The sequence below is a fragment of the Pseudomonas sp. P4_C1 genome, from assembly GCF_056402155.1.
This window is the reverse complement of the sequence record NZ_JBFUHY010000006.1, coordinates 1-19,041: the sequence shown is the minus strand read 5'-3', so window position 1 is coordinate 19,041 and position 19,041 is coordinate 1. Positions and strand designations below refer to the sequence as shown.

The window sequence follows — 19,041 nt, the reverse complement described above, 5'->3', positions numbered from 1 at the left end:
TGGCGCTTCAGGGCTTGAGCCAGGTGCCCTGGCTCTGGGCCTCGCAGTACGGCTGCAAATATGCCGCGTCGGTGGCAACGCCGTAATAGTGAATATCCTGGCGGTAGGGCATATTGGCGACTTGGGCGTTGCTGCAGATACCAAATGCGCCGCCGGGGCATTGATCGACATACTGCACCTCGACTTTCTGCCCCGCCAGGTTCGGCTGGCAGAAGCCGTCGGCAAAGAGCTTTGGCGGGATGTTGCGGTTCTGCTGGCAAACCTGGACATCAAGCCGCTCGCCCTGGCTGTGAACCACACAAGCCTGGGCCAGCACCTCGCCTGAAACGAGTGCCAGGAGCAACGACAAGCCAATCAACCGCATCCACCACCTCCTCAGAAATCATCAACCATGCTGCAGAATATCCCCACTCATGTCATTGCCGGACCGTTGGGCGCCGGCAAGACCAGCCTGATCAAGCACTTGCTGGCCCAGCGCCCGGCTGGCGAGCGCTGGGCGGTGTTGATCAATGAGTTTGGCCAGATCGGTCTCGACGCTGCGCTACTGACCCAGGACGCCGATGGTATCGCACTGGGGGAAGTGGCCGGGGGCTGCTTGTGTTGCGTCAACGGTGCGCCGTTTCAGATTGGTCTTGGGCGTTTGTTGCGCAAGGCACAACCGGATCGGCTATTCATCGAACCCTCAGGGCTGGGGCATCCGGCGCAGTTGCTCAGGCAATTGAGTGAAGCGCCGTGGCAAGGCGTGTTGGCTGTTCAGCCTTGTGTGCTGGTGCTGGACGCCCAGGCGCTCGCCGCAGGCAAGCCATTGCCGGATGCGCAACAGCAAGCGCTGGGCCATGCGGGGCTACTGCTGTTGAACAAGTCTGAAGGTCTCGAAGAAGAAAGCCGCCAGCGAATCGCCGGACAATTGCCGCCGCTCCCCCTGTGCTGGACGCAACAGGCGGCTTTACCCTTAAGCGAGTTGCCGGGGCTGAATACCAAAGCACTGGCAGGTGTGAATAACTTCGTCGTACCCAAGGGATTGGCGCAGTTGCCGGCGGTCTGGAGCGATCCCGCGTTGCCCATTTGCTTGAGTCAGGAACAGGACGGTGGCTGGAGCATCGGATGGCGTTGGCACCCAAGCCAGGTATTTGATGTCGCTCTGGTGAGCCGGTGGCTTGAAAGTCTTGGATGGAGGCGGGCGAAGCTGGTTATCCACAGCTCGCACAGGTGGGTCTCGGCGAACGCGGTGGATAACTCGGTGCTGGACTGGCGGCCCAGTGAATGGCGGCAGGATTCGCGTATCGAGCTGATTTTCAGTGAAGCGCAGAATGCAGAACGACTGCAGCGTGAGCTGGCAGCGTGCCGATCCGGATCGGGTTAACGGCTCAAGGCCGCCACTTGGTATGGTCCTGACGCCACTGGCTCAGCTCGATCACTTCCGCGCGAGGTTTCGCCACTTCGACCACTGGTTCGGTTTCGTCGAACGGGACCGGGTAGGGTGCCAGCTCAATCTGTGCGCTGTGAGCACCGAACTGGGTGATGGTGCCGTTGTGGCGGGTTTCGCCCGTCACGGTGAATTCGAAGTTATACACACGGGCCAGGCGTCGGCGACCACTGGCATCCCTGATGAACGCGATTCTTTTCAAGGCCACGTTGCCGTCAAGCAATTCGATCCCGAGTTTGCCGCAATGCTGCTTCACCCGCTCCAGCGCGCGCTCGCGCAAGCCGTGGTTGTGCCATAGCCATGCGCCGGCAGTGGCGAACAGCATCAGCACGAATATATTTCCAAGGGTCAGCATCAACAGGGTGCTCCAACAAGATAGTGTCAGCTTAACTGCGTCGCTGGTCTGTCGTACAGGCTGCGTTTAGTCGCATACTGCGCGGCTAGAATTTCAATCGTTTTACGGAAATCCACCGCATGAAACGTACTCCGCATTTGCTCGCTATCCAGTCCCACGTGGTATTCGGTCACGCCGGCAACAGTGCCGCGGTTTTCCCGATGCAACGGGTCGGGGTGAATGTCTGGCCGCTCAACACCGTGCAGTTCTCCAATCACACCCAGTACGGTCAGTGGGCCGGTGAAGTGCTGGCGCCGCACCAGATCCCGGACCTGGTCGAAGGCATCGCGGCGATTGGCGAGTTGGGCAACTGCGATGCGGTGCTCTCCGGTTACCTCGGCAGTGCGGCCCAGGGCCGGGCGATCCTGACAGGGGTGGCGCGGATCAAGTCGATGAATCCCAAGGCGCTGTACCTGTGTGACCCGGTCATGGGGCATCCGGAGAAGGGCTGCAGTGTTCCGGCGGAGGTCAGTGATTTCCTGTTGGAAGAGGCCGCCGCCGTGGCGGACTTCATGTGCCCGAACCAGTTGGAGCTGGACAGCTTCTCCGGGCGCAAGCCGCAATCGCTGTTCGATTGCCTGGCCATGGCGCGTGCATTACTGGTGCGCGGCCCGAAAGCGGTGCTGGTCAAGCATCTGGACTACCCAGGCAAATCGGCAGAGGTCTTCGAGATGCTGCTGGTGACGGCCGAAGGCAGCTGGCATTTGCAGCGCCCGTTGCTGGCGTTCCCGCGTCAGCCGGTGGGCGTGGGCGATCTGACGTCTGGTCTGTTCCTGGCGCGTGTGCTGTTGGGCGACAGCCTGGTGGCCGCGTTCGAGTTCACGGCATCGGCGGTGCATGAAGTGCTGCTGGAAACCCAGGCGTGTGCCAGCTACGAGTTGGAACTGGTTCGGGCTCAGGACCGGATTGCCCATCCGCGGGTGAGGTTCGAGGCGACGTCGATCAGCCTTTGATTCGGCGCTGCCCCCATCGCGAGCAAGCTCGCTCCCACAGGGTTAATGCTGTACCTGTGGGAGCGAGCTTGCTCGCGATAGCGGTCCGAAGATCACGCAAGAGCGACCCGCCTTAGGCGTCGCCCTTGATCTCCTGATAACGCTTTTCCAGCTCCTGACGAATCTGCCGGCGCTGCTGAGCCTGGATGAAGCGGCGCTTGCTCTCGCTGTTATCCGGTTGCAACGGTGGTACGGAGGCAGGTTTACGCTGGTCATCCACCGCGACCATGGTGAAGAAGCAACTGTTGGTGTGACGCACCGAGCGTTCGCGGATGTTCTCGGTCACCACTTTGATTCCCACCTCCATGGAGGTGTTGCCGGTGTAGTTGACCGAGGCGAGAAAGGTCACCAGTTCGCCGACATGGATCGGCTCACGGAAAATGACCTGATCCACCGACAGGGTCACCACATAGCGGCCGGCATAACGGCTGGCGCAGGCGTAGGCCACTTCGTCGAGGTATTTGAGCAGGGTGCCGCCGTGAACATTGCCAGAGAAGTTGGCCATGTCGGGGGTCATCAATACCGTCATCGACAGCTGGGCGTTTCCGGGTTCCATAGCATTCTCACGGGTCAAGGCCAGGTTTGAGGGATGCACCTCTGCGGGTGCCTCGGCGGTTTTTTCAAACCAACAGTTATCGGGACGCCGGGTGCGGAGTCGCCGTCACGCCGGATCGATCTGTTTCCATATATTGCACCGCCTTTCTGCCAGAAGTCGCGGTGTTACCCTGCAAAAAGCCCTGACTTAAGGGCATTTCCTACGTGCAATTCCGATTTTTGTTCTGCTCGATCAGACTTTTCCTGCGGACGGGGATCGAGCAATGCCATCCAGGGAGTCTCACGCCATGCATGCCATCAGTTTCATTCAGGATCTGGCAGTGATCATGTTGATCGCAGGAGTGGTCACCGTGGTCTTCCATCGCCTGAAACAACCGGTGGTGCTGGGATACATCGTCGCCGGTTTCATCATTGGCCCGCACACCCCGCCATTCGGCCTGATCCATGACGAAGAAACCATCAAGACCCTGGCCGAACTCGGGGTGATATTCCTGATGTTCTGCCTGGGCCTGGAATTCAGCCTGCGCAAGTTGTTCAAGGTCGGTGCCACGGCATTCATCGCGGCATTCCTGGAAATCGTGCTGATGATCTGGATCGGCTACGAAATCGGTCGCTGGTTCGACTGGAACACCATGGACTCACTGTTCCTCGGCGCGATCCTGGCGATTTCCTCGACCACCATCATCGTCAAGGCGCTCAACGACCTGAAGTTGAAAAACGAGCGGTTTGCCCAGTTGATATTCGGGGTGCTGATCGTCGAAGACATCCTGGGCATTGGCATCATCGCGCTGTTATCCAGTATCGCTGTCAGCGGTACGGTCAGCTCCGGCGAAGTGTTTTCTACAGTCGGCAAGCTGTCGCTGTTCATGATCGTCGCATTGGTCATCGGTATTCTGATGGTGCCGCGGTTGCTGGCCTACGTGGCCAGATTCGACAGCAACGAAATGCTACTGATTACCGTGCTGGGCCTGTGTTTCGGCTTCTGCCTGCTGGTGGTCAAGCTTGAATACAGCATGGTCCTCGGGGCGTTCCTGATCGGCGCAATCATGGCTGAATCCCGGCAACTGCCGAAAATTGAACGCTTGATTGAACCGGTTCGTGATCTTTTCAGTGCGATTTTCTTCGTGGCCATCGGGTTGATGCTCGATCCGGCGATCCTGCTTCAATACGCTTGGCCAATCGCCGTAATCACCGTAGCCGTGGTGCTCGGCAAGATGTTGTCCTGCGGCCTTGGTGCATTTATCGCCGGCAATGACGGACGCACCTCACTGCGAGTCGGGATGGGTCTTTCACAGATTGGCGAATTCTCTTTCATCATTGCGGCACTGGGCATGACGCTGCAGGTCACCAGTAACTTTTTATACCCCGTGGCTGTGGCGGTTTCGGTGATCACGACCTTACTGACGCCCTATCTGATCCGTGCGGCTGATCCATTGTCGATCAAGCTCGCCGGTGTCATGCCAGAACGCCTGGGACGAGTGTTGGGGATGTACGGCGAATGGCTGCGCAGCATCCAGCCTCAGGGTGAGAGGGCGTTACTGGCATCCATGATTCGGCGGATTTTGCTGCAGGTGGGAGTCAATCTGGCGCTCGTGATCGCGATCTTCTTCTCGGGGGCATACTTCGCCGAACGTATGTCAGCTTACCTGCAAGGCTGGATCAGCGATCCAAGCTGGCAAAAGGCGTTGATCTGGGGTGGGGCGCTGCTGTTATCGCTGCCGTTTTTGATTGCGGCGTACCGCAAGCTAAAGGCACTGTCGATGTTGCTGGCGGAAATGGGCGTGAAGCCGGAGATGGCCGGGCGCCACACGCAGCGAGTGCGCCGGGTGATCGCCGAAGTGATCCCGATTCTGTCGTTGCTGGTGATCTTTTTACTGCTGGCAGCCTTGTCGGCCAGTATTCTGCCGACCAACAAGTTGCTGGTGCTGATCGCCGTGGTCGCGGCCGCCGTAGCGGCGCTGCTGTGGCGCTGGTTCATTCGTGTGCATACGCGGATGCAGGTGGCGTTGCTGGAAACCCTCGACAATCACAAAGAGTCGTCCGGGCATTGACCACCCTGCGGCGTTGACTGGGTCAGCTTTCCAGCCAGACGTCCCGTGCCCAGTGCCACACCGATTCCCAGGTTTCTTCGGCGATCAGCTCTTCTTCGGCTTGCCAAAGCACCACGGTGCCGTCTTCTTCGACGCAATAGTAGTCATCACCGTCCTGGCAGATCGGGATCAGGCTGCGATCGACGCCGGCGTCCCAGGCGTTGGCGGCAACGTCGGGCAGGTAGGTGTGGGATTGCGGGTCGGTCACGGTGACCGGTTCCAGGCTGCCGTAGACCACGTCGCTGACGGTCAGCAGAAACTCTCTGAAGACGAACGGAATGTCGATGAACAGTTGTTCTTCGATTTCGACCAGCAGGTCTTCGTCAGGCAATTCCAAGGGGACCGGTACCGGTTCGTTGGCTTCACGCAGTTGTTCGATGATTTCTTCCACGTCCGGGATCCTCTTGCTTGTATGGCGCGGTTTATATGGGGCGGTTTATACAGTAGCTCGCTATAGATGCAACCGCGAAATAGAAAACCCCGGCCTGAGCCGGGGTTTTGTTTACAGCAAGTGAAGTTCTACGCGGGATCAGCCGTTCTGGCGGATACCAGCCACCAGCCAAGGCTGGTTTTCGCCCTGTGCACGTTCCATGTTCCAGCTTTCGCTGAAGACTTCGCCCTGGTCGAAACGCGAGGTTTTCGACACGCCAGTGAAGGTCAGGGTAGCGATGGTCTTGTCGGCGCGATCGTCCACGCCGTCCAGTTGTACATTGAGGTTATCAATGTAGGTGGACTGGAAACCGTCACCCAGGTCAGCACGCTCACGCTTGAGGAATTCCAGCATTTGCGGGGTCACGAACTCGGCGATCTTGTCCATTTCGTTGGCGTCCCAGTGCTGTTGCAGGGACTGGAAGTGATTGCGAGCCGCTTCGACGAAGTTTCTTTCGTTGAACCAGGCTGGAGCATTGATCACTGGACGAGCGGCAACAGGCGCAGCCGAACCACCGAAGATCGAACCGCCGGCAGGCTTTTGTTCGAACGCTTCACGCTGCATCGGCGCATGACCGGCCGGAGCGTAATGCTCCTGCTGCTTGCGACGACGGGCGGCGATGAAGCGGAAGACCAGGAACGCGATAACCGCCATGATCAGGATGTCGAAGATCTGCATGCCCTGGAAGCCGTCACCCATGAACATGGAGGCCAGCAGGCCACCGGCCGCGATACCGGCCAGAGGGCCGAGCCAGCGCGAGGCGCCACCGGCCTTGGCGGCGGCGCCAGCGGCGCCGGCAGCACCAGCGGTCGCCGCAGCGCCGCCCATGCCTGGAGAAGAAGGAGCCATCTGGCTGGTCTGGTGTGTCGGCGCAGCGCCGGCGCTTTTGCCACCACCGAAGCGCTTGGCGGCATTGACGTCGAGACTCATCGTCAGGCCGATGCACAACGCCATGGCGATGCTAAGAAAACGTTTCATAAAGGGAATTCCCATTTGTGGAAGGCACGCGCGCCATGTTGCACAGCTGAAGTGTTACTGGCTAGCGGCAGAGTGTTTCGGGCTTTTGCCTGACAGGTTTCATTCAGCTTCAGTCAGCGCAATAGGGCCTTTTGACTTTGATATGTCAGATGAGTGGATAAGTTTTGTAGGACGGTCGCCTAGCGACGTAATGCCAGCATGACGACTCCGGCCGTGATCAGACCGATTCCGCCCCATTGACGCAGGTCGAGTTTTTCACCCAGCAGGACTACGCCAAGAACGGCCACCAGCACCACGCTGAGTTTGTCCACCGGGGCAACCAGTGACGCCGGACCGACCTTGAGTGCGCGGAAATAGCAGATCCACGACGCACCAGTAGCCAGACCGGACAACAGCAGGAACAGGTAGCTCTTTGCAGAGATCGATCCCAATGACTGATATTGGCCCGTGGCGTACAAAATCAAGGCCAGGCTGACCAATACCACTATCGTACGTAGCAGGGTGGCGAAGTCGGAATTGACGTTTTCGATGCCAACTTTCGCGAAAATGGCGGTCATCGCCGCGAATGCCGCCGATAACAGGGCCCAGAATGTCCAGGAAGAAAAAAAGCCTGAGCCCATCTCATCGCACCTTTAAATTCAGATATCGGCCTGGAGCCTGTCTACAACCTGTGGGAGCGAGCTTGCTCCCACAGAAAAGCTAGATCGCTTCCAGCTTGGCGTAACCCAGCATCAGCCACTTGCTGCCTTCGCTGAAGTTCACCTGCACCCGGGCCTGTGCACCGGCGCCCTCGAAGTTGAGGATCACGCCGTCACCGAAGATCGAATGGCGCACAGTCTGACCCAGACTGAAGCCGGTTTCCGGAATCTCGCTGCCGCTGAACAGGTTGCTGCCACTCATCGACTGGTTGCCACCGAACGGACGGCTGACGCTGTTGGACAACCGCACCTCCTGAATCAGGCCTTTCGGAACTTCGCGTACGAAGCGCGACACCTTGTTGTAGGTCTCGCTGCCATAAAGGCGCCGGGTTTCAGCATAGGTCATCACCAGGTTCTGCATGGCCCGGGTGATGCCGACGTAGGCCAGACGACGCTCTTCCTCAAGGCGGCCGGGTTCTTCCAGGCTCATCTTGTGCGGGAACAGGCCTTCCTCCATGCCCACCAGGAACACGTAAGGGAATTCCAGGCCCTTGGCGCTGTGCAGGGTCATCAGTTGAATGCTGTCTTCGTGCTCGTCGGCCTGCGTATCGCCGGCCTCCAGCGACGCGTGACCGAGGAACGCCGCCAATGGCGTCAGGTCTTCGTCTTCTTCGCTGTTTTCGAAGTTGCGCGCGGCGCTGACCAGTTCCTCGAGGTTTTCCACCCGGGCCTGGCCTTTCTCGCCTTTTTCCGCTTCGTGATAGGCGATCAACCCCGACTGCTCGATGACGGTCTGGGTCATCAGGTGCAGCGGCATTTCCATGCACTTGGCGGCGAGGTTCTCGATCAGCTCGATAAACGCGCCAAGGGCACCGGCCGCGCGACCGGTCAGGCCTTTGTTGGCCACCAGTTGGCGCATCGCTTCCCACATCGACACATCGCTGTGGCGCGCATGGTCGCGGATCGCTTCGACGGTTTTCTCGCCGATGCCACGGGCCGGCACGTTAATGACCCGCTCCAGAGCCGCATCGTTGCCACGGCCTTCGAGCAAGCGCATGTAGGCCATGGCGTTCTTGATTTCGGCGCGTTCGAAGAAGCGCTGGCCGCCATAGATGCGATAGGGAATGCGCTCGCGCAGCAAGGCTTCTTCCAGAACCCGCGATTGGGCGTTGGAGCGGTATAGAATCGCGATATCGCTGCGAGACAAGCCGGTTTTCAGCGCACTTTCGATGGTTTCGACAACGTAGCGTGCTTCGTCGTGTTCGTTGAAGGCGGCGTACAGGTTGATCGCTTCGCCGTCGCCGCCGTCTGTCCATAGCTCTTTGCCCAAGCGCCCGGTGTTATTGGCGATCAAGGCGTTGGCAGCCTTCAGGATGCCGGCGGTGGAGCGATAGTTTTGCTCCAGGCGAATGGTTTCGGCGTCCGGGAAGTCTTCGGAGTACTGGTAGATGTTCTCGATTTTCGCGCCGCGCCAGCCGTAGATCGACTGGTCATCGTCGCCCACCACCATCAGGCTGTCGCCACCCTTGGCCAGCAGGCGCAACCAGGCGTATTGCACGGCGTTGGTGTCCTGGAACTCGTCCACCAGAATGTGCCGGAAGCGCTTCTGATAGTGCGCCAGCAGCCCCGGATGGTCCCGCCACAGATCGAGAGCACGCAGCAGCAACTCGGAGAAGTCGATAACGCCTGCGCGCAGGCAAGCGGCCTCGTAGGCTTCATAAATGCCGCGCATGGTCGCCAGGAACAGGTCGCCGCTGGCTTGAATGTGTTGCGGACGCAGGCCTTCGTCTTTCTGCCCGTTGATGAACCACTGGGCCTGACGGGCCGGCCAACGCTGTTCGTCCAGGCCGAGCTCGCGGATCACCCGCTTGACCAGCCGTTGCTGGTCGTCGCTGTCGAGAATCTGGAACGTCTGGCTTAAGCCCGCTTCCTGCCAGTGCGCCCGCAGCAAGCGGTGCGCCAGGCCGTGGAAGGTGCCGACCCACATGCCGGCCGGGTTGATACCCATCAGCTGTTCGATGCGCTGGCGCATCTCGGCAGCGGCCTTGTTGGTGAAGGTCACCGACAGGATGGAGTGGGGCGAGGCGTTTTCGACCTGGATCAGCCAGGCGATACGGTGCACCAGCACTCGGGTTTTACCGGAACCAGCACCGGCCAGGACCAACTGACGACCCACGGGGGCTGCTACAGCCTGGCGTTGGGCATCGTTGAGGGAGTTCAGCAGAAGGGAGAGATCATCGCGCATCGGGGCATTCTAGGGGGCGGCGACACACCGGGCAAACTCCACTTTGCTTTAGCCGATGAAAGTTAAGTGAAGGACGACCGGTCGGTCATTGGCTGCAGGCGTTGGCGGGGCGTGTCCGTAGCGTTTTCAGGGGGATCGGCGGCTGAAAAAATTTGGCCATTTATTGATCTGCAGCAGTTTGGTCCGGGCAATTGCTTGTGTATGCTCCGAGCAGTTTCGGGCCCATGCTCATCATTATAAGAACAAGAACATCGCCTATGACCCTCAGCTTCGACCTGTCGGGCCCCATTGTGGAGCCCAGGGTCATCCGTAAACAGTACGCCATGGAAATGGCGGTCGAACGCACGCGCCTGTTGTATCAGGGCTCGCTGTTGCCCACGTTGTTCATGCTGATCAATGGCCTGGTCTGCGCCGGTTTGCTCTGGAGTCCGCAGCGCTATTTCCTGGTCAGTGTCTGGCTGGTGTGGTTATTGTCATTGGTGGCGTTGCGGGTGATTCAGGTCGCAGCCTTCGATTCGGCCATTCCCAATCGTCAGGCCCATCCCATTTGGCGACGGATGTTTTTGCTGGGCTCCGGCCTCACCGGTCTGACCCTGGCTGGTGCCGGCATCGCCCTGGTTCCCGCCGATAACTTCATTCAGCAAGCCTGGGTCTTCGGCCTCATCGGTGCCGCAGCGCTCTCGGCCAGTGTTGCTTATGCGGTCAGTTTGCCGGCCTTTCTGTCATTTACCTTGCCCTGCCTGTTGCCGGCCATCGCCTATATGTTTTGGGGGGCTGACGAACAGCAGCAAGGTTGGGGCTGGTTCGGGCTGATCCTGCTCGGTGCATTGAGCGTGGTTGCCTGGCAAGTCAATCGATTGATCGATCGGGGCTTGATGCGGCGCTTTCAGAATCAGGCGCTGATCGAGCATCTGCAGCAGGCACAAAGCTGCAGTGATCAGCTCAATCAGAAGTTGGCCAAGGAGATTGAACAGCGTCGACGTGCCGAGGATGAATTGCGAGAAATCCAGATCGACCTGGAAAACCGTGTCGCTCAGCGCAACCTGGAACTGGATGCCGCCAACCAGGCACTGAGCAAGAGTGAGGCGCGTCTGGCGCTGGCATTGAAGGCCAGCGAGTTGGGGTTGTGGGACTGGAATCTGCAAACCGACGAAGTCCATCACACGCAGATTCAGGAATTGTTCGGCCTGGAGCCGGAACAGGTCACGGCGATATTGCGTCACCTCAAGCCGCGCCTTCACCCCGAGGATCTTCCTGCGCTGAAACGGGCGCTGGTCGAGCATTTGAAGGGCCGCACCGAGGACTATCAAATCGAGTATCGCGTGCGGCATGGCGACGGCCACTGGGTCTGGATCGAGGACCGCGGGCGGGCGGTCGAGCGCGCCGAGAACGGCCGGGTGATTCGCATGGTCGGCACTCGCCGCGACATCAGCGTCAGCAAAGGCCTGGAAGAGCAGCAGCAACTGGCAGCGACCGTGTTCGAGGCGGCCAGCGAAGGGATCGTGATTTTCGATCCGAACTACGCCCTGATCGCGATCAATCAAGCCTTTAGTCGGGTGACCGGCTATGACATCGAAGACATGATCGGACGTAATGTCATTGAACTGCCATGCAGTCGCGATGCGCGTCGGCATTACGCCGCAATACATCAGGCGCTGGAACAGCAAGGCAGCTGGCAAGGCGAATTGGTGGAAACCCGCAAGAGCGGCGAGATGTATCCGCAATGGCTGCAACTGAATGCTGTGCGCGATACTCGGGGAAATGTCAGCCATATTGTGGGCTTTTTCGCCGATCTCTCAGCCCGTCGAGAATCCGAAGAGCGCATGCGCTATCTGACCCACTACGACGAACTGACCGGTCTGGCCAACCGCGCGATGTTTCGCGAACGACTCAGCGAGGCTCATCAACGAGTGCGACAGGGCGGTTATCGCAGCCTGGCATTGCTGCACATCAATCTCGATCGGTTCAAGCAACTCAACGACAGCCTCGGGCATGAAGTCGCCGATCAGTTGCTGCAGAAAATGGCCCGGCGGCTGGTGAATGCATTGCCTGAAGCAGACACCATCGCGCGCCTTTCCGGTGATGAGTTTGCCGTGCTGTTCAACGCTTACGGCAACCTTTCGAGCCTGGCCCGGGTGGCGACTCGCCTGGCGAGCAAGTTGCGTTTGCCGGTGACCATTGAGGGGCATGAACTGGTGGTCAGCGTGTCGATGGGCATCAGCTTGTTGCCGGACAGCGCCCGGGAAATTTCTGCATTGGTCAGTCAGTCGAACATGGCCATGCAGCACGCCAAACACCTGGGTGGTGATAATTTCCAGTTTTATACCGACAGTTTGCAAGCCAGCACGCTGGAGCGTTTACAGCTGGAAAACCACTTGCGCAAAGCCATCGAAGACAAACAACTGAAGGTGTTTTACCAACCGAAACTGTGCCTTGCTACGGGCAGGTTGAATGCCGCTGAAGCCTTGGTGCGTTGGGATCATCCGACCATGGGCCGTGTGCCGCCGGGGGATTTCATCGGCCTGGCTGAAGAAACCGGATTGATCGGCCCGATCGGTGAGTTCGTGCTGCGTCAGGCCTGCTGGCAAGCCTGTGAGTGGCAGCGGCAGGGGCTTGAAGCGATTCGAGTGTCGGTCAACTTGTCGGTGCATCAATTGCGCCAGGGCAAATTGGTCAGCCTGGTGCGACAGGTGCTGGAAGAAACCGGGCTGGCACCGCATCTCCTGGAGCTGGAACTCACCGAAAGCCAGTTGCTGGACAGCGTCGAGCACATCATCGCAACCTTCCAGCAATTGCGTGATCTCGGGGTGAAACTGGCCATTGATGATTTTGGCACTGGCTACTCATCCCTGAGCTATCTCAAGCGGATCCCGGTGGATTACGTGAAGATTGATCAGGCGTTTATCCGTGGCTTGGGTGAGGGCGCCGAGGATGCGGCGATCACCCGGGCGATCATTGCCATGGCTCATGGCCTGTCTCTGAAGGTCGTGGCGGAAGGGGTGGAGCGGGGAGAACAGCTTGAGTTTTTGAAAGCCGAGCGCTGCGATGAAGTACAGGGCTATTTGATCAGTCGCCCGGTTGAGGCCGAGACATTGGCGGGTTTACTGCACACGCAAGCCGCAAGCTGACGAGGATACGTAAGGCGCTTTTGTCCATTTAAACGCGCACTCGGCGCACCTGGACAGGCGCCATGAGTGCTACATGAAGCGCGGGCACCTGAAATCGAGGGATTCGGTTACGCATTGAGCAGGCAAAAAGCCGATTCATGTAGTATAACTACAAGCGTGCTACATCACCGGCACCTGCCAATAACAAAGAGTCCAGCCCCTTGAACCTGCTGCAACACATCGCCCAGTCTCGCCACCTGTTACGCAAGTCGGAGCTCAAGGTCGCCGACCACGTGCTGCTCGATCCTGCGGCCGTGATGCACAGCTCCATGGCTGACCTGGCCCACAGCGTGGGCATCAGCGAACCGACCATCGTGCGTTTTTGCCGTGCCATCGGTTGTTCCGGCTTTCAGGACCTGAAGCTGAAGCTGGCCCAGAGCCTGGCGGCAGGTGCGAGTTTCGGCCAGTTTGCGATCCACGAAGACGATTCGGTCGCCGACTACAGCCTGAAAATCTTCGACACCACCCTGCATACCCTGATGGAGGTTCGCGAGAAGCTCGATCCGCTGGAATTGCAGCGGGCAGTGACACTGATGTCCCAGGCCCAGCGTGTCGAGTTCTACGGCTTCGGCGCCTCGGGTGCGGTTGCGGCGGACGCCCAGCACAAGTTCTTCCGTTTGCTGCTGACAGCAGCGGCTTATTCCGACCCGCACATGCAGGCGATGTCGGCCGTAACGCTCAAGCCAACCGACGTGGCGATCTGCATTTCCCAGTCCGGGCGCTCCAAGGACCTGTTGATCACCGCCAACCTGGTGCGTGAAAGCGGTGCCTCGTTGATTACCTTGTGCCCGAGCCAGACGCCATTGGCCGAGCTGTCTACGGTCAATCTGGCGATCGATGTGCATGAAGACACTGAAATCTATACGCCGCTGACTTCGCGGATCGCCCACCTGGTGGTGATCGATGTGCTGGCGATGGGCGTGGCCATGGCCCGTGGCCCGAGCCTGGTCAACCACCTCAAGAGCGTCAAGCGCAGCCTGCGCAGCTTGCGGTTGTCGCCCAAGTCGGTGAAAGCGCTGGACGACTGACGTCGTCGTAAGGTCGTTCCGACCTTAATCGCGAGCAGGCTCGCTCCCACAGGGTTCAGTGCTGTAAATGCAATTTGTGCAGCGCTCGAGATCCATTGTGGGAGCGAGCTTGCTCGCGATGGCGGCCTAGAATACACCGCAACTTTCATCAGCCTGTAACGCCCGAGCCGCCAAACCGTCATCCCCCGCGCCTATCTTGAAACTCCCGTACTCGCCTTGGGAGACTCGAAATGGCCATGCCCTACGAAGAACGCAACAGCGCTGTCAGAACCCGTCGTCAGCAAGAAGATCAGCGCCGCATGGAATTCCGCCGCGCCATCGAAGATCGCTGCGAACGCCGTCAGCTTCTGGCCGAAATTGGCGATTTTCCGGAGTTGGAACTCAACTTCTGGCAGGCATCTGCCTCGACTTCCCGTCGAAGCGCTCAGCCAGCGCGCTGATCTGAAGCCGTTCGCTACGGATAAACGCCAGGAAGGCGTGCGCCACCGGTGACAGGCGTTTCGCCTTGGCCTGCACCAGGCACCAACTGCGAAACAGTGGCAGCTCCTCGACCGGTAGCTCGATCAGTCCACCGGTTGCCAGCTCAAGGCTCAGGGCGTGGCGCGTCAACAGCGCAACGCCCAGGCCTGCCAGTACACATTCGCGCTGAGCTTCGGCAGACGAGACTTCCTGAGTCTGGTTGAAGTGCACGCGCTTCTCCTTGAAGTATTCTTCGCACGCAAGCCGCGTCCCCGAGCCGGGTTCGCGCAGCAGAAGGGTGTAGGGCTCGAGATCCTGCAGGCGCAGCGGCCCCATATGACACAGCGGGTGATCCGGTGGCGCCACGGCGACGATCGGGTTGTTCAGGAACGGCAGGAATTCCAGGCCCATGTCCTGCGGCACCATGGACATGATCACCAGGTCGTCGCGGTTGTCCGACAGGCGCCGAATGACCTGGCCACGATTGACCACCGTCAATTGCAGGTTCACTTCCGGGTGCTGGCGTTTGAACGCGGCAAACAGATGCGGTACGAAGTATTTGGCGCTGGATTCGATCGCCAGTTTCAGTTGCCCCTGCAACGAGCCCTGCATGTCCGACAGCTGCATGTCGAGGTTTTCCAGGCGCCCGAAAATATCCCGACTGGCCCGCTGTAACGCTTCAGCCGCTTCGGTCATGTAGAGTTTTTTGCCGACGTAATCGAACAAAGGCTGGCCAATCAGCTCTTCAAGTTGACGAATCTGCAGGCTGACGGCAGGTTGTGTGAGCGACATTTCCTCGGCCGCACGGCTGTAGGACCGCAAATCACAGACCTCGTTGAAGATCTGCAATTGCCGTAAAGTCATACGCATCAATGACTTACGCATTATCTGGTCACTCTCGTCGCTGGCTGGTGAATCAACTATAAGTCTTTACTTATGCACGACCCAATTTTTATTCATTTTTGTTAATCCCTTGTGGGCGCTAGTGTGGACCTGCGACCAAACTGAAACATTTGGTCACTCGTCGACCTGGTCTAGCAGGTCGTGGGTACACCGGCTCAAGGGAACCTCCAAGTGATAACAAAGATCCTGATCGCCAACCGTGGTGAGATTGCCGTACGAATCGTACGTGCCTGCGCCGAAATGGGGATTCGCTCGGTCGCGATCTACTCCGACGCCGACCGTCATGCCCTGCACGTAAAGCGTGCAGATGAGGCCCACAGCATTGGTGCCGAACCTCTGGCCGGTTACCTGAACCCGCGCAAGCTGGTGAACCTGGCGGTGGAAACCGGCTGTGATGCGTTGCACCCAGGCTACGGATTCCTTTCGGAAAACGCCGAACTGGCGGAGATCTGCGCCGAGCGCGGAATCAAATTCATTGGTCCATCGGCTGAAGTCATTCGCCGCATGGGCGACAAGACCGAAGCCCGCCGCAGTATGATCAAGGCCGGCGTCCCGGTTACACCGGGCACCGAAGGCAACGTGTCGGGCATCGAAGAAGCCCTGACCGAAGGTGATCGCATCGGTTACCCGGTGATGCTCAAGGCCACTTCCGGTGGTGGCGGCCGCGGCATTCGTCGCTGCAACAGCCGTGAAGAACTTGAACAGGCTTTCCCACGGGTCATTTCCGAGGCCACCAAGGCTTTTGGTTCGGCGGAAGTGTTCCTGGAAAAATGCATCGTCAATCCGAAGCACATCGAAGCGCAGATTCTTGGCGACAGCTTCGGCAATGTGGTGCACCTGTTCGAGCGTGACTGTTCGATCCAGCGCCGCAACCAGAAACTGATCGAGATCGCCCCGAGCCCGCAACTGACCCCGGAACAGCGCGCCTACATCGGCGACCTGTCGGTGCGCGCAGCCAAGGCCGTGGGTTACGAGAACGCCGGCACCGTGGAGTTCCTGCTCGCCGAGGGCGAGGTGTACTTCATGGAGATGAACACCCGGGTGCAGGTGGAACACACCATCACCGAAGAAATCACCGGAATCGACATTGTCCGCGAGCAGATCCGCATTGCCTCCGGCCTGCCGCTTTCGGTGAAGCAGGAAGACATCCAGCACCGTGGTTTCGCCCTGCAATTTCGGATCAACGCCGAAGACCCGAAGAACAACTTCCTGCCGAGCTTCGGCAAGATCACCCGTTACTACGCCCCCGGCGGCCCTGGCGTGCGCACTGACACGGCGATTTACACCGGTTACACCATCCCGCCGTACTACGACTCGATGTGCCTGAAACTGGTGGTGTGGGCGCTGACCTGGGAAGAGGCGATGGACCGTGGCCTGCGCGCCCTGGACGACATGCGCCTGCAAGGGGTCAAGACCACCGCCGCGTACTACCAGGAAATCCTGCGTAACCCGGAATTCCGTAGCGGCCAGTTCAACACCAGCTTCGTTGAAAGCCACCCTGAACTGACCAACTACTCGATCAAGCGCAAACCCGAAGAGCTGGCCCTGGCCATCGCCGCCGCCATCGCCGCCCACGCAGGCCTGTGAGGAATAGAACAATGTCCAAGAAAATTCATGTAACCGACACGATCCTGCGCGACGCCCACCAATCGCTGCTCGCGACCCGCATGCGCACCGAAGACATGCTGCCGATCTGCGACAAGCTCGACAAAGTCGGCTACTGGTCGCTGGAGTGCTGGGGCGGCGCAACGTTCGACGCCTGCGTACGTTTCCTGAAAGAAGACCCGTGGGAGCGTCTGCGCCAACTGCGCGCCGCGCTGCCTAACACCCGCCTGCAAATGCTGTTGCGCGGCCAGAACCTGCTGGGCTACCGCCACTACAGCGACGACGTGGTCAAAGCCTTCGTCGCCAAGGCAGCGGTCAACGGCATCGACGTGTTCCGCATCTTCGATGCCATGAACGACGTGCGTAACCTGCGCGTGGCCATCGAAGCGGTGAAAGCCGCCGGCAAACACGCCCAGGGCACCATCGCCTACACCACCAGCCCGGTGCACACCATCGAGGCCTTCGTGAACCAGGCCAAGCAAATGGAAGCCATGGGTTGCGATTCGGTGGCGATCAAGGACATGGCCGGTTTGCTGACCCCGTACGCCACCGGCGAACTGGTCAAGGCATTGAAAGCCGAGCAGTCGCTGCCAGTGTTCATTCACTCCCACGACACCGCTGGCCTGGCTGCGATGTGCCAGATGAAGGCCATCGAAAACGGCGCCGATCACATCGACACCGCGATCTCCAGCTTCGCCTGGGGCACCAGCCACCCGGGCACCGAGTCGATGGTCGCCGCCCTTAAAGGCAGCGAGTTCGACACCGGTCTGAACCTGGAGCTGCTGCAGGAGATCGGTCTGTACTTCTACGCCGTGCGCAAGAAGTACCACCAGTTCGAAAGCGAATTCACCGCCGTCGACACCCGTGTTCAAGTCAACCAGGTACCGGGCGGGATGATTTCCAACCTGGCCAATCAGTTGAAAGAGCAGGGCGCACTGAATCGCATGAGCGAAGTGCTGGCCGAAATTCCGCGTGTTCGTGAAGACCTCGGCTTCCCGCCGCTGGTGACCCCGACTTCGCAGATCGTCGGCACCCAGGCGTTCTTCAACGTGCTGGCCGGCGAGCGCTACAAGACCATCACCAACGAAGTGAAGCTGTACCTGCAAGGCGGCTACGGCAAGGCGCCGGGCACCGTGAACGAACAACTGCGTCGCCAGGCCATCGGCAGCGAAGAAGTGATCGACGTTCGCCCGGCCGATCTGCTGAAGCCGGAAATGGCCAAGCTGCGTGCCGACATCGGCGCACTGGCCAAGTCTGAAGAGGACGTGCTGACCTTCGCCATGTTCCCGGACATCGGCCGCAAGTTCCTCGAAGAGCGTGCTGCGGGCACCCTGACACCTGAAGTGCTGTTGCCGATTCCTGAAGCCGGCGGCGTCGCCTCGGCTGGTGGCGAAGGCGTACCGACTGAGTTCGTCATCGACGTTCACGGCGAAACCTACCGCGTCGACATCACCGGTGTCGGCGTCAAGGCTGAAGGCAAGCGTCACTTCTACCTGTCCATCGACGGCATGCCGGAAGAAGTGGTGTTCGAACCGCTCAATGAATTCGTTGGCGGCGGCAGCAGCAAGCGCAAGCAAGCCACTGCACCGGGTCACGTCAGCACCACCATGCCGGGCAACATCGTCGACGTGCTGGTCAAGGAGGGCGACACCGTCAAGGCAGGCCAGGCCGTGTTGATCACCGAAGCGATGAAGATGGAAACCGAAGTCCAGGCGGCCATCGCCGGTAAAGTCACCGCCATTCACGTGGCCAAGGGCGACCGGGTGAACCCGGGCGAGATTCTGATCGAGATCGAAGGCTGAGTTAACAGCCGCGATAACAACGTTTTAAACCTCGGGGGGGCATGTGCTCCCCTTTTTTTGTGCGCCCAGCATGGGCGCAATCTTGCGGGTGAAAGTCCCGTCGTAAGCTGACCACAGCGAACGAAGTGAAGCGCAACTGCATGAGGGCGACCGAGTGTGGGGAGGAAGCGTGAATCGAAACCGCGAGCCGATGGACAAGAACCGGATATAAGGCGAAGCCGATCAGGGCGAGCGAGCAAAAGATCGCGAAGCTCTTGTGGTCAAGGATCAGGCTGCGTAAATCAAGATCGCGAAGCTCTTGTGGTCAAGGATCAGGCTGCGTAAATCCG

Annotated in this window: 16 protein-coding genes; 8 read left to right on the top strand and 8 right to left on the bottom strand. The window is 59.4% G+C overall.

Annotated features, from left to right (window positions below):
* Positions 1-7: 7 nt before the first annotated feature.
* A complete protein-coding gene (locus AC1DU9_RS06235; protein ID WP_223459030.1) occupies positions 8-364 on the bottom strand; it encodes an NADH:ubiquinone oxidoreductase in 357 nt (118 codons plus the stop codon).
* A 27-nt stretch (positions 365-391) separates the two neighbouring features.
* On the opposite strand from AC1DU9_RS06235, the gene AC1DU9_RS06230 reads away from it, so the two are divergent.
* Positions 392-1,363, top strand: coding sequence for a CobW family GTP-binding protein (locus AC1DU9_RS06230; RefSeq protein WP_223459028.1), 972 nt, complete (start codon positions 392-394; stop codon positions 1,361-1,363).
* 4 nt (positions 1,364-1,367) lie between these two features.
* On the opposite strand, the gene AC1DU9_RS06225 is transcribed toward AC1DU9_RS06230, so the two are convergent.
* A complete protein-coding gene (locus AC1DU9_RS06225; RefSeq protein WP_223459025.1) occupies positions 1,368-1,781 on the bottom strand; it encodes a DUF3301 domain-containing protein in 414 nt (137 codons plus the stop codon).
* A gap of 119 nt (positions 1,782-1,900) precedes the next feature.
* Here AC1DU9_RS06225 and pdxY point away from each other — a divergent pair, with 119 nt between their 5' ends.
* The gene (gene pdxY, locus AC1DU9_RS06220) at positions 1,901-2,773 is read left to right on the top strand and encodes a pyridoxal kinase PdxY (protein ID WP_046038853.1); all 873 of its coding nucleotides are present in this window, start codon (positions 1,901-1,903) and stop codon (positions 2,771-2,773) included.
* Positions 2,774-2,885: 112 nt separating this feature from the next.
* On the opposite strand, the gene AC1DU9_RS06215 is transcribed toward pdxY, so the two are convergent.
* Positions 2,886-3,368 (bottom strand): acyl-CoA thioesterase, encoded by a 483-nt coding sequence (locus AC1DU9_RS06215; RefSeq protein ID WP_056726807.1) that lies wholly within the window; start codon positions 3,366-3,368, stop codon positions 2,886-2,888.
* A 286-nt stretch (positions 3,369-3,654) separates the two neighbouring features.
* Here AC1DU9_RS06215 and AC1DU9_RS06210 point away from each other — a divergent pair, with 286 nt between their 5' ends.
* The gene (locus tag AC1DU9_RS06210; RefSeq protein ID WP_223459023.1) at positions 3,655-5,418 is read left to right on the top strand and encodes a cation:proton antiporter; all 1,764 of its coding nucleotides are present in this window, start codon (positions 3,655-3,657) and stop codon (positions 5,416-5,418) included.
* Positions 5,419-5,440: 22 nt separating this feature from the next.
* Here AC1DU9_RS06210 and AC1DU9_RS06205 read toward each other — a convergent pair whose 3' ends face one another.
* The 4 genes from AC1DU9_RS06205 to uvrD form a co-directional block, all read right to left on the bottom strand.
* On the bottom strand, positions 5,441-5,848 hold the full coding sequence (locus tag AC1DU9_RS06205) for an SMI1/KNR4 family protein (protein ID WP_003187120.1): 408 nt from the start codon (positions 5,846-5,848) through the stop codon (positions 5,441-5,443).
* 138 nt (positions 5,849-5,986) lie between these two features.
* Entirely contained in the window at positions 5,987-6,865 is an 879-nt protein-coding gene (locus AC1DU9_RS06200) for a Tim44 domain-containing protein (protein ID WP_104450320.1), read from the bottom strand.
* A gap of 179 nt (positions 6,866-7,044) precedes the next feature.
* Positions 7,045-7,485 carry an EamA family transporter gene (locus AC1DU9_RS06195; RefSeq protein ID WP_007971691.1) on the bottom strand — a complete coding sequence of 147 codons (441 nt, stop codon included), beginning with the start codon at positions 7,483-7,485 and terminating at the stop codon, positions 7,045-7,047.
* Between the two features lie 79 nt (positions 7,486-7,564).
* Positions 7,565-9,748: a DNA helicase II gene (gene uvrD / locus AC1DU9_RS06190; RefSeq protein WP_223459021.1), complete on the bottom strand. Its 2,184-nt coding sequence runs from the start codon at positions 9,746-9,748 to the stop codon at positions 7,565-7,567.
* A gap of 257 nt (positions 9,749-10,005) precedes the next feature.
* On the opposite strand from uvrD, the gene AC1DU9_RS06185 reads away from it, so the two are divergent.
* From AC1DU9_RS06185 to AC1DU9_RS06175, 3 genes are all read left to right on the top strand, one after another.
* On the top strand, positions 10,006-12,876 hold the full coding sequence (locus tag AC1DU9_RS06185) for an EAL domain-containing protein (RefSeq protein ID WP_223459019.1): 2,871 nt from the start codon (positions 10,006-10,008) through the stop codon (positions 12,874-12,876).
* A gap of 200 nt (positions 12,877-13,076) precedes the next feature.
* Complete coding sequence (gene hexR, locus AC1DU9_RS06180) at positions 13,077-13,943, top strand: transcriptional regulator HexR (protein ID WP_007954250.1); 867 nt, start codon at positions 13,077-13,079, stop codon at positions 13,941-13,943.
* 230 nt (positions 13,944-14,173) lie between these two features.
* Positions 14,174-14,383, top strand: coding sequence for a PA3496 family putative envelope integrity protein (locus tag AC1DU9_RS06175; RefSeq protein ID WP_223459017.1), 210 nt, complete (start codon positions 14,174-14,176; stop codon positions 14,381-14,383).
* Here AC1DU9_RS06175 and AC1DU9_RS06170 read toward each other — a convergent pair.
* Positions 14,325-15,287, bottom strand: coding sequence for a LysR family transcriptional regulator (locus tag AC1DU9_RS06170; protein ID WP_223459015.1), 963 nt, complete (start codon positions 15,285-15,287; stop codon positions 14,325-14,327). The two genes, AC1DU9_RS06175 and AC1DU9_RS06170, sit on opposite strands and share 59 nt — an antisense overlap.
* Positions 15,288-15,476: 189 nt before the next feature.
* Here AC1DU9_RS06170 and AC1DU9_RS06165 point away from each other — a divergent pair, with 189 nt between their 5' ends.
* Both AC1DU9_RS06165 and oadA read left to right on the top strand, forming a co-directional pair.
* Entirely contained in the window at positions 15,477-16,892 is a 1,416-nt protein-coding gene (locus AC1DU9_RS06165; RefSeq protein ID WP_046038868.1) for an acetyl-CoA carboxylase biotin carboxylase subunit, read from the top strand.
* 11 nt (positions 16,893-16,903) lie between these two features.
* Positions 16,904-18,712: a sodium-extruding oxaloacetate decarboxylase subunit alpha gene (gene oadA, locus AC1DU9_RS06160; protein ID WP_223459013.1), complete on the top strand. Its 1,809-nt coding sequence runs from the start codon at positions 16,904-16,906 to the stop codon at positions 18,710-18,712.
* Positions 18,713-19,041: the final 329 nt, after the last annotated feature.

Bases quoted from the DNA above. Each gene is read 5' to 3' on its own strand.
- AC1DU9_RS06235 (WP_223459030.1), bottom strand. From the start codon at position 364: ATGCGGTTGATTGGCTTGTCGTTGCTCCTGGCACTCGTTTCAGGCGAG.
- AC1DU9_RS06230 (WP_223459028.1), top strand. From the start codon at position 392: ATGCTGCAGAATATCCCCACTCATGTCATTGCCGGACCGTTGGGCGCC.
- AC1DU9_RS06225 (WP_223459025.1), bottom strand. From the start codon at position 1,781: ATGCTGACCCTTGGAAATATATTCGTGCTGATGCTGTTCGCCACTGCC.
- pdxY (WP_046038853.1), top strand. From the start codon at position 1,901: ATGAAACGTACTCCGCATTTGCTCGCTATCCAGTCCCACGTGGTATTC.
- AC1DU9_RS06215 (WP_056726807.1), bottom strand. From the start codon at position 3,368: ATGGAACCCGGAAACGCCCAGCTGTCGATGACGGTATTGATGACCCCC.
- AC1DU9_RS06210 (WP_223459023.1), top strand. From the start codon at position 3,655: ATGCATGCCATCAGTTTCATTCAGGATCTGGCAGTGATCATGTTGATC.
- AC1DU9_RS06200 (WP_104450320.1), bottom strand. From the start codon at position 6,865: ATGAAACGTTTTCTTAGCATCGCCATGGCGTTGTGCATCGGCCTGACG.
- AC1DU9_RS06195 (WP_007971691.1), bottom strand. From the start codon at position 7,485: ATGGGCTCAGGCTTTTTTTCTTCCTGGACATTCTGGGCCCTGTTATCG.
- uvrD (WP_223459021.1), bottom strand. From the start codon at position 9,748: ATGCGCGATGATCTCTCCCTTCTGCTGAACTCCCTCAACGATGCCCAA.
- AC1DU9_RS06185 (WP_223459019.1), top strand. From the start codon at position 10,006: ATGACCCTCAGCTTCGACCTGTCGGGCCCCATTGTGGAGCCCAGGGTC.
- AC1DU9_RS06175 (WP_223459017.1), top strand. From the start codon at position 14,174: ATGGCCATGCCCTACGAAGAACGCAACAGCGCTGTCAGAACCCGTCGT.
- AC1DU9_RS06170 (WP_223459015.1), bottom strand. From the start codon at position 15,287: ATGCGTAAGTCATTGATGCGTATGACTTTACGGCAATTGCAGATCTTC.
- oadA (WP_223459013.1), top strand. From the start codon at position 16,904: ATGTCCAAGAAAATTCATGTAACCGACACGATCCTGCGCGACGCCCAC.